17 protein-coding genes are annotated in these 12,629 nt (G+C 64.0%); 10 read left to right on the top strand and 7 right to left on the bottom strand.

Going from position 1 to position 12,629, the window contains the following annotated elements:
* Positions 1-42 precede the first annotated feature (42 nt).
* Positions 43-768 (bottom strand): 16S rRNA (uracil(1498)-N(3))-methyltransferase, encoded by a 726-nt coding sequence (locus tag C2134_RS07605; protein ID WP_103318886.1) that lies wholly within the window; start codon positions 766-768, stop codon positions 43-45.
* A gap of 102 nt (positions 769-870) precedes the next feature.
* Here C2134_RS07605 and C2134_RS07600 point away from each other — a divergent pair, with 102 nt between their 5' ends.
* The gene (locus tag C2134_RS07600; protein WP_103318884.1) at positions 871-1,662 is read left to right on the top strand and encodes an inositol monophosphatase family protein; all 792 of its coding nucleotides are present in this window, start codon (positions 871-873) and stop codon (positions 1,660-1,662) included.
* Positions 1,663-1,718: 56 nt separating this feature from the next.
* Here the strand turns inward: C2134_RS07600 and C2134_RS07595 are convergent, their stop codons facing one another.
* From C2134_RS07595 to C2134_RS07580, 4 genes are all read right to left on the bottom strand, one after another.
* Positions 1,719-1,910, bottom strand: a complete 192-nt coding sequence (locus C2134_RS07595) for a Lar family restriction alleviation protein (RefSeq protein WP_103318882.1) — start codon at positions 1,908-1,910, stop codon at positions 1,719-1,721.
* A gap of 126 nt (positions 1,911-2,036) precedes the next feature.
* The gene (locus C2134_RS07590; protein ID WP_233196386.1) at positions 2,037-3,383 is read right to left on the bottom strand and encodes an SGNH/GDSL hydrolase family protein; all 1,347 of its coding nucleotides are present in this window, start codon (positions 3,381-3,383) and stop codon (positions 2,037-2,039) included.
* A 233-nt stretch (positions 3,384-3,616) separates the two neighbouring features.
* Positions 3,617-4,630 (bottom strand): class I SAM-dependent rRNA methyltransferase, encoded by a 1,014-nt coding sequence (locus C2134_RS07585; protein ID WP_103318880.1) that lies wholly within the window; start codon positions 4,628-4,630, stop codon positions 3,617-3,619.
* A 110-nt stretch (positions 4,631-4,740) separates the two neighbouring features.
* Complete coding sequence (locus C2134_RS07580; protein ID WP_233196385.1) at positions 4,741-6,090, bottom strand: SGNH/GDSL hydrolase family protein; 1,350 nt, start codon at positions 6,088-6,090, stop codon at positions 4,741-4,743.
* Positions 6,091-6,313: 223 nt separating this feature from the next.
* On the opposite strand from C2134_RS07580, the gene C2134_RS07575 reads away from it, so the two are divergent.
* A complete protein-coding gene (locus tag C2134_RS07575) occupies positions 6,314-7,189 on the top strand; it encodes an HD domain-containing phosphohydrolase (protein WP_103318877.1) in 876 nt (291 codons plus the stop codon).
* 97 nt (positions 7,190-7,286) lie between these two features.
* Entirely contained in the window at positions 7,287-8,225 is a 939-nt protein-coding gene (locus C2134_RS07570) for an alpha/beta hydrolase (RefSeq protein WP_103318875.1), read from the top strand.
* Between the two features lie 36 nt (positions 8,226-8,261).
* On the opposite strand, the gene gmhA is transcribed toward C2134_RS07570, so the two are convergent.
* Positions 8,262-8,855, bottom strand: coding sequence for a D-sedoheptulose 7-phosphate isomerase (gene gmhA, locus C2134_RS07565; protein ID WP_103318873.1), 594 nt, complete (start codon positions 8,853-8,855; stop codon positions 8,262-8,264).
* A gap of 58 nt (positions 8,856-8,913) precedes the next feature.
* On the bottom strand, positions 8,914-9,660 hold the full coding sequence (locus tag C2134_RS07560) for a LexA family transcriptional regulator (protein WP_158248717.1): 747 nt from the start codon (positions 9,658-9,660) through the stop codon (positions 8,914-8,916).
* Between the two features lie 333 nt (positions 9,661-9,993).
* On the opposite strand from C2134_RS07560, the gene C2134_RS07555 reads away from it, so the two are divergent.
* The 7 genes from C2134_RS07555 to C2134_RS07525 all read left to right on the top strand — a co-directional run.
* Entirely contained in the window at positions 9,994-10,413 is a 420-nt protein-coding gene (locus C2134_RS07555) for a Mor transcription activator family protein (RefSeq protein WP_043625680.1), read from the top strand.
* A 27-nt stretch (positions 10,414-10,440) separates the two neighbouring features.
* The gene (locus tag C2134_RS07550) at positions 10,441-10,845 is read left to right on the top strand and encodes a M15 family metallopeptidase (protein WP_103318868.1); all 405 of its coding nucleotides are present in this window, start codon (positions 10,441-10,443) and stop codon (positions 10,843-10,845) included.
* Positions 10,846-10,847: 2 nt separating this feature from the next.
* On the top strand, positions 10,848-11,069 hold the full coding sequence (locus tag C2134_RS07545) for a hypothetical protein (RefSeq protein WP_103318866.1): 222 nt from the start codon (positions 10,848-10,850) through the stop codon (positions 11,067-11,069).
* Positions 11,066-11,629 (top strand): hypothetical protein, encoded by a 564-nt coding sequence (locus C2134_RS07540; RefSeq protein ID WP_103318863.1) that lies wholly within the window; start codon positions 11,066-11,068, stop codon positions 11,627-11,629. The genes C2134_RS07545 and C2134_RS07540 overlap by 4 nt, the downstream gene beginning before the upstream one ends.
* Entirely contained in the window at positions 11,626-11,823 is a 198-nt protein-coding gene (locus C2134_RS07535) for a TraR/DksA C4-type zinc finger protein (RefSeq protein WP_043625671.1), read from the top strand. Before C2134_RS07540 ends, C2134_RS07535 begins: the two co-directional genes overlap by 4 nt.
* Before the next feature lie 10 nt (positions 11,824-11,833).
* On the top strand, positions 11,834-12,049 hold the full coding sequence (locus C2134_RS07530) for a hypothetical protein (RefSeq protein ID WP_071110672.1): 216 nt from the start codon (positions 11,834-11,836) through the stop codon (positions 12,047-12,049).
* Between the two features lie 73 nt (positions 12,050-12,122).
* Positions 12,123-12,629: phage protein Gp37 (locus C2134_RS07525; protein WP_158248716.1), on the top strand; the 507-nt coding region annotated here is incomplete at its 3' end.

Here is a 12,629-nt window from a genome sequence, read left to right as displayed (position 1 = left end):
ATGCGCAGAGACTCGGCGGAACGCCCCCTTGGGGCTTCCGCCCTACCGGTAATCCCCCCACACCGCCTGCATGGCGCCGACAGCGGCCAGCGCGGCGGTTTCGGTGCGCAGGATGCGCGGCCCCAGCTTCAGCGGCGTCCAGCCGGCGGCCAAGGCCGCATCCTCCTCTAGCGCGGAGAAGCCGCCTTCCGGCCCCACCATCAGCCAGCTGCGCGCCGGCCGCTCGGCCAACTGCGCCAGGCTCTTGTCACCGCGCGGCGACAGGATCAGCCGGATGTCGGCTTCCTGGCTCTGCGCCAGCCACTCGTTCAGCGTCAGAATGGGCAACACCTGCGGCACCGTGTTGCGGCCGCTTTGCTCGCAGGCGGAAATCACGATCTCCTGCCAGCGCGCCACCCGCTTGTCGGCGCGCTCGCCGCTGAGTTTGACCACGGAGCGGCCGGCGGCGATGGGCTGAAACACCGCCACGCCCATTTCCACGCCCTTTTGCAGCGTGAACTCCATCTTGTCGCCGCTGGAAATGCCCTGTGCCAGGCCCAGCCACAGCGGGGTTTCACGTGAAACGTCGTCGAAGCGCTCGATCACGCACTGCGCGTCGCGCTTCATCACCGCGCCGAGAACGGCGTGATACTCGCCGCCGCGTCCATTGAACAAGGTGATGGCGTCGCCGGCATTCAGCCGCAATACTTGGATATGACGCACCACAGCATCGGGCAGGGACAGTTGCTGGCCGACCGCGAGGTCGGCGTCCAGATAAAACCTTGGCATCGGATATTGAAAGTCGCTGTTGATACCGGTATTTTGCTAGGTTTGCTTCATTCGGCAAACCGCTTTTGCGCCGCGACGACGCATTTTTGCAGGAGAGACAGGATGCAGGTGCTAGAACAGGTGATGCGACTGGTGCGCGAAGTGGCGGCGCGCGAGGTCATGCCGCGCTTTTTGCACGTGGGCAAAAGCCGCAAGGACGACGGCACCCTGTTCACCGAGGCCGACCTAGCCTGCCAGCAAGCGCTGCAACACGGCCTGCCGGCCATTCTGCCGCATCCGGTGCTGGGCGAGGAGATGGAGCGCGAGGAACAGGACGCGCTGTGGGAGGCCAACCGCGACGGCCTGTGGGTGGTGGACCCGATAGACGGCACCACCAACTTCGTCAACGGCCTGCCGTATTTCGCCATCTCGGTCGGCCTGATGGTGGCCGGCAAGAGCGAGCTGGGCGTGATCTATAACCCGGTGTCGGACGAGATGTTCTACGCCCGCCGCGGCCTCGGCGCCTGGCTGAACGGCCATCGCCTGCCGCTGAAGACCATCAACAACTGCATCGGCGACGCCATCGCCAGCGTTGAAGTCAAGTATCTGCGCTCCGGCAAGCTGGCGGCGCGCATCGGCAGCGTGGCGCCGTGCGGCAGCCAGCGCAATATGGGCTCCAGCACGTTGGACTGGTGTTTTCTGGCGGCCGGCCGCTACGACCTGTATCTGCATGGCGGCCAGCGGCTGTGGGACTACGCCGCCGGGGCAGTCATCGCCGAGGAAGCCGGCGCCCGTCTGGCCAGCCTGAATACCGACGATTACTGGAGCGACGTGATCTGGAAGCGCTCGGTGGTGGCCGCCATCACGCCGGAGCTGTTCTCGCAGTGGCACCGCTGGGTGCGGGCCAACCAGTAAGCCCAAGGCGCGGGCTGGTCGCCGCGCGGTCGAGTCGGCGAATTCGGCAGCGGGGCTTACTTCAGCCGATTCCAGTTCAGAATCGCTTCCTTCTTGTTGTCGGCCTGCGCGCCGATGGCCGGGCAATTGCCCTTTTCCGGATAGCGGCTGCACTGCACCCACAGCCGGCGCGAACCGGCCTTCACCAGCTCGCCGCGCGCGCCGCATTTGGGACAGGGTTTTGGTGTCAGCGGAGCGGTTTCGGTCATCTTGGTCTCCCTCAAGCAACAAGGGCCCTGCGCGGGCCCCTAGTCTTCTCTCATCTGCTCAAGCTTAGCGTTTGCATAAGGCCGCCGACAAGAAAAAGGCGAACGCGCGAAGACCTCCCCGAAATGTCAACGCCGGCGCGTCATCGCCTTGGCCTGGACCAGCAGCGCATAGCCCTGCTGCCGCACGAAGTCGGCGACGAAGCCGCCCAGCAGCAGATGGGTGTGCGTGGTCGGGTGCAGATTGTCCCAGAACACATAGGCGTCGGCATTGGTGCACTCCGGCCGCGGCGTCTGCGCCGAAATATACGGCAGGCTGGCATTGGCGGCCACGTTCAGGCAGGACTGGGTGGTATTGCTGACCTGGTACTTGGCCGGATTGGCCAACAGATCGTTGAACATGCCGTAAGCGTCGAACAGCCTGAGCTTGAGGCCGGCGCCATGTTTCTGCTGCAGCGTGGCCACCAGCGCCGCCAACTTGGCGTTGTAGTCCTTCACTTGCTGCGCCAGTTGCGCGGCCTTGCCGCCGCTGCTGCCGGACGGCGTGCGCGACAAGTCGGGCAGGTTCAGCACCACGATATTGCGGCCGCCGGCGGCGATGATCTTTTCCAGCGCCTTGCCTTGGTCGGCGATCACCTGATCGACGCTGCGGCCGTAGTTCAGCAGGTCGTTGCCGCCGATCAGCATGGTGAACAGCGTGTTCTCCGCACGATAGCCCGGCGCCTTCTGCATGTATTGCGTCCAGGAATCCACTTCCTGCAGTAGTCCCGGCACCACCAGATGCTTGTCCGCCGCCGCGCCGCCTATCGCCCAGTTGTAGATCGGCAGCCCCAGCTGCTCGGCCAGATGCTCGACCCACACGCGGCCATTGCTGAAGCGGCCGATATACCAGCTCTGGGCGGTGGGCAGCTTCCACTGCGACGCGCCGTACATGTTCTGGGTATCGGACAGGCTGTCGCCGAACACGATCAGCTTGTTGATGGCCGGGCCCTGCGCCGCGCTGTCCAGCGTCCAGATGGTGTGGTTGTACGACATGGCGTTGTTGGCGGCGGCCACCAGCGCCAGCGGGCGATTGACGCCCTGCTTGGCCAGCGTGTTCTGGCATGCCGCGCGCAGCGCGTCCTGGCTGGCCTCGCTGTAGAACATGTTTTTCAGCGCCACGATGCTGCCGGACCACCAGTAGCCGTTGACGCGGTAGTAGTCGCCGCTGGAGGGGTCGGTCGCCCAGACATAACGGGTTTGCGGCTGATTGGACGCTGGGCTGACCCGGTAATAGCAACGCAGATAGGTGTAGGTCGTGCTGCCCTGCTGCGGTTTGGCCTGGCTGGCGGCCAAGGCCGCTTCGGCCTCGGACAGCGGCTTGCCGGCGGAAAGCACGCCGTCCAGTTCGTCGTTGGGCGGTTGCAGCGCCTGCGCCTGCGCCTGGCCGGCGGCCAGCAGGCCGGCCAGCAAGGTTGATGCGAAAAGTCGTTTCATGTATTCACCCGATACCTTGATCTTGTTGTCAGCGGGTGGTCCGGTTTGCCAATCGGTCGCGGCAAGGATTCCGCGCCTTACGTAAACCACCTGCGACAATAGAATAACAGGCGTTTACATTTAAAATAAACCTGCAATTTTAAATATATAACCACAATTTGCCGCTGCCGCGCCTAGTCTGGACAAGAAAAAACCGCTGCCTGGGCAGCGGTTTTGAAAGAGGAGAACGGCGCTCAAACACTCAGCAATACGATCTTCAGCGGGTGTTTGCCGTCGTTGCTGGGGAAGTCGGCATCGGGCTCGATCCACTCCGCGGCGCGCACTTCGCGGCCGGCCTTGGCGGCGCTGCGCTTCAGCGACTCCAGCCAGGCATCGCCGTCGACTTCTGCAACATTATTGCAACAGATCAGCATGCCGCCGGGCGCTGTGGCCAGCAAAGCCGGCTTGAACAGCGCCTGGTAGTCGTTCACCAGGTCCACCACGCCAAACTGGCTCTTGGAGTAGCGCGGCGGGTCGAGAAACACCAGATCGAACTGGCGCGGCTCCAGCTTGGGGAAGGCCGGCATGCGCTTGCCGCGCACGCGGTCCGGTTGGCCGATGCCGGATAGCTGGCGCACGGCGGCGAACACGTCGCTGTGCAGGCAGCGCGGGCGGGTGGCCAGCAGGTTCAGCTTGGCGTTGGCGCGGCCCACGCTGAGGCTGGATTCGGAGAAATCGACGTTCAGCACGAAGCTGGCGCCGGCCTTGGCTGCCGCCACGCCCACGCCGCAGGTATACGAAAACAGGTTCAGCACGCTCTTGCCGTCTGCCAGCTGCATCACGCGGCGGCGCGCGGCGCGCAGGTCGAGGAACAGCCAGGGGTCCTGCCCCTTGTGGCGCGCCTGGTAGTGAAACGCCACGCCGTTTTCGCGGATGGTGATGTCCTGTTCCGCCACTGCCTGCTCGGCCAGCGGCAAGGCGTTGCGGACGCGGGAATTGGCCTCGCTGCGGTCGTTGTACACCAGCGTCAGCTCAGGCAGGGTCTCGCGGTAATAGGCGCGGATTTCCTCCAGTTCCGCCTCCTCCAGCGAGCGGTGGAAGCTCTGTGCCAGGATCTGCTCGCCGTAGCGGTCTATGGTGAGGCCGGGCACGCCCTCGACGCTGCCGTGGAACAAGCGGTAGCAGTTGGTGTCTTCGGCGGCGAGGCGCGCTACGAGTTCGGCGCGAGCCGCGGCGGCGCGGCTGAGGAGTTCGGTCAGGCTGGACATGGGGGCTTTCGATTACGGTTCGGCCGGACCGGGGTGTTGGCCCCGGCCGGTTCAAAACCGAATTGTAAGCCCTGGCGGACAACGCACCAAGCGCCGTCCGCCTAAGCGGGTCAATGCAGCGTCTTCAACAGCGGCATGGCGCCGGACGAGCTGAGGAAGTCCGCCACCGCGTTACCCAGCAGCAGATGGGTATGCGTGGTCGGATGCAGCGTGTCCCAGAACACGAAGGTATCGGCATTGCCGCAGTTGCCGCGCGGCGACTGCCCCTGCATATAGTTCAGCGCCGAATCAGTGTTGATGTTCAGGCAGGACTGGGTAGTGTTGCTGACTTGGTACTTGCCCGGATTGGTCAGCAGATCGTTGAACAGCGCATAGCTGTCGAACACCTGGATGTTGACGCCGTACTGCTGGTTCAGCGAGGCGGCCAATACGGTCAGTTTCTGGTTGTAATCCAGCACCTGGGCCGCCACCGTGGCGGCGCCGCCCTTCAGCTGGTACACCGGAGCGCGCGACACATCGGGCAACTTCAACAGCAGAATGTTGCGGCCGCCAGCCTGGATCAGGCTGGTCAGCGCCTGCTGCTGGCCGGCAATCACCTTGTCCGGCGTGCTGCCGTAGTTGACCAGATCATTGCCGCCTATCCACATGGTGAACAAGGTCGTGGCCGGGTTGTAGTTGGACGCCTGCTGCATGTATTGCTGCCATGACTGCACCTGCTGCACCACGCCCGGAATCACCAGCTTCTGGGTGCTGACGCCGGCCCCGCCTATCGCCCAGTTGTACAGCGGCAGCTTCAAGCGCGACGCCAGGTACTCCGCCCACACCGGGCCGTTGCTGAAATGGCCGACATACCAGCTGTTGCGATTCGGCAGCGTCCATTGCGAGGCGTTGTAGACGTTCTGGTTGTCGGACAGGCTGTCGCCGAAGGCCACGATCTTGTTGATCGCGCTGCTTTGGCCTGCCTGGTCATTGGTCCACACCGTATAGTTGAACGACATGGCGTTGTCGGCGGCGAACACCATCGCCGGCGGCTGCTGGATGCCTTTCTTGGCCAGCGTGCTCTGGCAGACCGAGCGCAGCGCGTCCTGCGTCACGTCGCTGTAAAACATGTTCTTCCAGTCGAACAGCCCGCTTCCCCACCAGTGGCCGTTCAGCCGATAGTAGTCGCCGCTGGACGGGTCGAGCGCCCATACGTAGTCGGTCGTCGGTTGGGTATTGGCGCCGGAGGTGCGGTAATAGCAGCGCACATAGGTGTAAGTCGCGGGGCCCGGTACGGACTGGGCGCCCAGCCGCGCCGTGGCAGTCTTGGCCTTGGGCAGCCCTTGCTTCAGCAGCTGCTCCCGGCTCAGCGGACCTGACGGCGACAGGATATGGGCGTAGCGGGCGTCCGGCGCCACATCGGCATTCCCGGCAAAGGCAGGCGCGGCCAGCGCGACGCCCAACAGCAACCATGCTTTCATGCGTTCTCCTCGTGATGAGTGGTGGGTACGGCATCGAAGGGATAGACACAACCACAGCACAGTAGAAAGGAAATATGAAATTTGTATATCCGGCCAGGGTTTGCCGTAAGAAATAGATCAAACACTCGACTGACTGTCGTGATCTCGCCAGCGCAGCATCTGTCCGCTGTCGATTCGATTTGCATATGCCATAGTAAGAAAACCACTGCCCAGGAGAGCTGCCATGCAAGCCAATCGCGAACTGCTGAAAACCCTGTACACCATGGCCATGCTTGTAGAGGCGCGCGACGCATACACCGGCGGCCATCTATGGCGCGTATCGCGCTATAGCCTGCTGCTGGCGACGGACCTGCAGCTGCCGCAGGAAGAAGTGGAACGCATCGCGCTGGGCGGCTTTCTGCATGATCTGGGCAAGATAGGGGTGCCCGACGCGGTGCTGAACAAGCCGGACAAGCTGAGCGACGAAGAATACGCGGTGATCAAGACCCACCCGCAAGTCGGCGCGGATTTGCTGCTGGACCATCCCTTGGCCGACCTGGTGATCGACGCGGTGCTCAGCCATCACGAAACGCCGGATGGCCGGGGCTACCCCAACCAGCTCAGCGGCAAATCCATACCCTTGGCGGCGCGCATCGTCGGCATCACCGATGCTTTTGACGCGATGACCAGCAGCCGGCCCTACCGCCAGGGCATGCCGGTGGAGAAAGCGCTGGCCATCATCGAGGCAAACCGCGGCGGCCAGTTCGACGCCGAACTGGCCGACCGCTTCGTCGCCTTGGGCCGCGCCGGCAAGCTCGACCATGTGCTGGGGCACAGCGAACCGGGCGTGCCCATGCAGTGCTGTCTGTCCTGCGGCCCCATCATCGCCGTGCCGTCGGACGCCGCGGATGGCGAAGACATCTACTGCCCAGCCTGCGGCGGCGGCTATCGCCTGAGCAAGCACAGTGGCGCGCTGTCGCTGACGCCATCGGGCAAACGCGACCTGGTGAAAGCGCGCCAGCCCCGCGCCAACAACCATCTGATAGACAAGTTATTGGCGGAAAACCAGAAGCTCAACAGCCGCAAACGTCCTGGCCTGCTGGAAATGCTGTTCGGCTGAGGACGGTCGGCATATGGGTCATATTATTTGCCTCAAGAATGCGTATGGTATAAATTGAAACAACCATTCATGCCGCATTCTCTGGCAGAGGCCCACCATGCACACACTCCACCCCACGCTGCAACCGTGGTTGGAACAGTTCAATCGAATAGCCGCGCAGAAAATCGCCGCCGGCTACAAGGCGACGGCCATCGGCGCGCGCGAGGCGTTGGCGCAACTAACCGCGCAGATGGTCAGCCCCGGCCCCGATATCGCCTGGGTCAACGATGACCTGGTGCCCGGACCCGATTACAGCGTGCCGGTGCGGATCTACCACCCCGCCCCGGAGCAGCCTCTGCCAGTGCTGGTCTTCCTGCATGGCGGCGGCCACATGGCCGGCGGCGTCAGCGTTTACGACGGCATCAGCCGCCGGCTGGCGGCAGCCAGCCGCCACATCGTGGTGGCGGCCGAATACCGGCTGGCGCCGGAAAACCCTTATCCCGACGGTTTGAACGACGCCTGGGCGGTGGCCAAGGGGGTATGGGGCGTGCTGGAACAGCGCCAATTGCGTTTCCAACGGCACCTGGCGCTGGCGGGAGACTCCGCCGGCGGCGCGCTATGCGCCAGTCTCAGCGGCAAGGCGCAGCAAGATGCCTCGCTGGAGATCGCGCGCCAGGTGCTGATCTATCCCTGCGTCGATTACACGCTGACCCAGCCATCGGTGAAGGAAAACGGCGAGGGCTACTTCCTCACCGCCAACCGCACCGCCTGGTATTTCGATCAGTATTTCCAGCATGGCGAAGACCGGCGACAGGCGTCGCCGCTGTATTGGCCATGCAGCGCGCAATGGCCCGCCACGCTGGTCATCACTGCCGGCTTCGACATCCTGCGCGACGAAGGCCAGTTGTACGCGCGCCAGTTGCAGGCCGCCGGCGCGGCGGTGGCGCAACTGCACCTGGACGACCAGATGCACGCCTTCCTGAACATGGAAGCACTGGTGCCAGAAGCCTGCGCCCTCGCCTACCGCCGCATCGGCGAATTTCTCAACGCCGACTGAACCGCGTCGGCCGGCGCGCCGGCTGCCGTCGCGCCATCATGGCGCCGGATAGTTCTCCGGGCAGAAATGGCGTTCGGTCAGCTCGATCAGGATGTGCAGCACCTTGATGTGCAGCTCCTGCACCCGGTCGGCGTAATGGCCGCCCGGGGTGTTGACGTAGACGTCGGCCAGCGGCTCCAGCCTGCTGCCGGCGCGGCCGGTCAGGATGATCACCTTCATGCCCAGCTCGCGCGCCACTTCGGCGGCGCGGATGACATTGCGGCTGTTGCCGCTGGTGCTCAAGCCCAGCAGCACGTCGCCGGCCCGGCCGTGGCTTTCCAGATAGCGGGCGAAGATTTCGTCATAGCCATAATCGTTGCCGACGCAGCTGATGTGGCTGGGATCGCTGATGGCAATCGCCGCCATGCCGCGGCGGTTGTCGCGGTAGCGGCCGGTCAGCTCCTCGGCGAAGTGCATGGCGTCGCACATCGAGCCGCCGTTGCCGCAGGAGAAAATCCGCCCACCGCCAGCCAGCGCGTCGATGATGGTCTGTCCGGCGGCTTCGATGGCTGCCAGCGCCTGCGGATTGGCCAGCAGATTATCTAGCGCGCTCTGCGCCTCGGCCAGACTGGCCTGAATGTGGTTTTGCATGGTGCATCCTGATCTTGCGAAGTCGGCGACAGTTTACACCCAACGCCTTGGGCGGTCCTCAGGCGATCTGCCGGCCGAACCACACCACCCGGCCGATGACCTCAAACTCGGCGCCGGCGCCGGCCAGATCGACGGTAAAGGTCTCATATAGCGGATTGGCGCTCTTCACCTGCACCGCGCCGCCCGGCAGCCGTTGCAGCTGCTTGACGAAGATGTCGTCGCCGATGCGGATCACGAACAGCCCTTCGCCGGGATTGCGCTCGGCGGTGTTGACCAGGATGGTGTCCCGATCTTCCAGCACGCCGCTCATGCTGTCGCCCTTGACGCTGATCACCGCCAGATCGCGCGGCGAGGCGTTGAGATAGTTCTTTACCCAGTAACGGCGGAAGGCCATATAGAACATCGCCTGTTCGCCCGAGGCGCTGGTTCCAAAACCAGCCGACGCCTTCAAGTTATAACGCGGTATAAAACAGAACTCCTCATGCACGCCCGGCGGCACGAAATCGTCATCCGCGTCCAGCGGACGTGCCGTCCTGCCGCGCTCGCTGTCGCCCGCCAGCTCGGCAGCCGCCACCGTCTCGTCGCGCATCGCCCCTTCGCCGTGCAATAGCCAAGGCAGACGGCAGCCGCTGCTGGCCGCGATCTTCTGCGCCGTCGCCATCCTGGGCACGCCGCCCTTGTACCACATATTGGTGAAGGAGCCTTTGTTGATGCCGATGCGCGCCGCCCAGGCGTATGGCTTTTCGGCGCCGATCAGCAGTTCCAGCCGCTGCTTGAAACCCGTAGCCTGCAGAGAATTTTCCATTTGGAACTCCATCAGTTGCATGTACCGCTGGATCGACCCCCCAGAGTACTATTCTTTTGTCATCTCGTCCAATAGAACTGACATGCGTAGTGACATCTCGCTGCTTGTTTAGTTCAAAATACCCGTCTAGAATAGCCACTAAATGACAAATCAGTTCCAATAATTCTATTTTTACAGTTGAAACGTATACTTAAACTGATGACCAAGGCAAGTTAGTTCTAAAAAATAGCCCGATCATACACGGCTGGCTGTCTTTCCCGTGATCAGAAAATTGTAACTTATTTAGAACTTACTGTCTCCCAAGGCCATTCGCGACCTCCTGGAGCTTCCGTGATGAATACTCTTGCGCAATATCCCGCCCTGCCGTCCACCATGCAACTGGTCGCCAAGCTGATCGGCATGCCTCGCACGCTGCAACTGGTGCAGGCGCTAGGCGGCACTACCCTGCCGTTCTCCAAGAATCAGAGCCGCGCCGGCCAGCTGCGCTTCGCCGCACTGGTCGATGTGATCGGCCAGGAAGCCGCGGAACGGCTGACCCACCACTTCGGCGGCGACATTTTGTACATCCCGCGTTGCAGCCAGGCGCTGCGCCAGGCGCGCAATCAACAACTGATCCGCGACTTCGACGAATTGCTGGCCGATGGCCTGGGCGCCAATGAGGCGGTCGGCGTGCTCGCCATGCGCTACCACCTGAGCGACCGCATGATCTGGCGCGTGTTGAAAACCCCGCCGGCACCGGGAGAAGTGCATTGATTGTTTCCCGAACCTAGGAGAACCCGCATGGCCAGCCGCGCCATTTCCGATCTGCACCCGCAACTGCAACCGCTGGCCGAAACCTTTCTGCGACGCTGCCGCGACCACGGCGTAGATCCATTGATCGTCTGCACCTGGCGCTCGGCGGCCGAGCAGGACGCGCTGTACCAGCAAGGTCGCGACAAGCCCGGCCTGATCGTCACCTATGCCCGCCCCGGAGAATCCGCCCACAACGCCATGCTGTACGGCAGCCCGGCCGCGCGCGCCTTCGACGTCGTGCCCCTGGTCGGCGGCAAACCGGTCTGCGATGCCGACCATCCCCACTGGCAAACAATGGGACGCATCGCCCTCGGCCTGGGCCTGTATTGGCATGGCCAACTGGACGCGCCCTACCGCGAATTCCCGCATTTTCAACTGTCACTGGAGCCCTGAGCATGCATCCCGCCGACCTGCTGTGCAGTCCGCGCAGCCGCCGCATCAGCCATAGCCGGCTGTGGGCCAACGTGGCCTGCGCCGCCGCCACCGCGATGTTCATCCGCGACGGCTGGCGCGGCGCGTTGACGCCGGACATCTGGCTGATCTACCTGGGCGTGGTGGGCGGCTATTCCGCCTCGCTGCGCATGATCGCCGCCTACCGCGACCGGAGCCAGCCATGATCAGCCTGTCCACCTTGCGCATCGGCGGCTGCCTGCTGCTGCCCATCCTGTCGGCCGCCGCCGGTTATGCCGCGGGCAGCGCCCACAGCCGCCATCTCTGGCAGGCTGAAATGGCGGCCAAGCTTGCCGAGCTGCAAGCCGATCACAGCCAGCAGCTGCAACAACAGCAGGCTGCCGCACTGGCGTGGCAACAGCAATGGCGGCAACGCATGGACCGGCTGGAAGGCCAGCTGCTGGACAAGCAAAACGCGCTGCAAGCCCTGCGGCGCCAACAAACGCAAAGGATAGACGATGTCGCCCGCAACGATGGCCCCCGCTTTACTGGCCTTGGCCCTGACAGCCTGCGCCTCTACCGCCAGCTCCTCGGCTATCCCGCCGACCTGCCCGGCGCCCAGCCCCTATCTGCTGGATCTGCCGCCCAAACCGCCGGCGCCGGCGGCGGGCTACCGCCACCCGACCTCCTCGCCCACGCCGCCGACTACGGCGCCTGGTGCGGCGAGCTGGAGCAGCGCCTCCTCACCCTGAAACAACTCTTCACGCAACAGGAACCCCAACCATGAGCGATTTCTTTGATCGCGCCAGCGAACTGGAAACCGAATTCCGCGAACAGGCGCTGGCCCGCCATTTCCAGCAACTGCAATCCAGCGGCTACAGCCATTGCGAGGACTGCGGCGAAGCGATACCGGCCGCGCGCCGCGCGGCCATACCCAGCTGCACCCGCTGCGTGCAGTGCCAGCAACAGGCGGAAGACTGAGAGGTTTCACGTGGAACAGGACAACCTGATGGCCTTGGGCCGGATAGAAGGCAAGCTGGACATGATCGTCGCCCACCTGGCCAAGCAGGACAAAAAACTGGAAGAGCTGGACGGCCGGCTGCGCGACGTGGAAGTGCAGGCCGCCAAGAGCGGCGCCTTGTCCGGCGCCATCTCCGCGCTGCTGGTCGCCTTGGCCGGCGAGATGCTCAAACGCGTACTGCACTGACACCCCTCAACTAAGCCGCAAGGCGCTGCCCGCTGCACACTTCCCCCATCCCCGCATTCTCCAAGGAATGATCATGTCCATGCTGATCACGCTGCAAACCGCCATCGCCGACCGCCTGCGCCAGGGCATGGGCCAGATGGTGCGCGAAGTGGCGGCCGACCTAGACGAAACCGCCCTGTGCGGCCTGCAATTGGCCCACGGCGACTACAGCAGCCGCCTCACGCCGGGCCAGGCCAGCCCCACCATCAACCCGCAGGCGCTGGCCCGCCTGCCCGCGTTGTGGACCGTGGCCGGCGGCATCGTCTCCAGCCAGCCGCAATCCAGCCAGCGTCTGCGCTACAAGGCCAATGCGCTGTTCACCGTCATCGTCGGCGACCGCCTGCAAGCCGATGCCGCCTACAAAGGCGCCGGCGTCTGGCAGCTGGTGTACGCGGTGCGCCGCCTGCTGGCCTCGCAGGACTTCGGCCTCGCCGTCAACCCGCTGCTGCCGGAAAAAGTCCGTCCGCTGGGCCAGGCGGCGCGCGACGGCCAGCCGTGGAGCCTAGTGGCCTGCGACTTCAGCACCTACTGGCTGGACGAG

This window comes from Chromobacterium sinusclupearum (assembly GCF_002902845.1).
GTDB classification, from domain to species: domain Bacteria; phylum Pseudomonadota; class Gammaproteobacteria; order Burkholderiales; family Chromobacteriaceae; genus Chromobacterium; species Chromobacterium sinusclupearum.
This window is presented reverse-complemented; position numbering and strand designations above follow the sequence as displayed.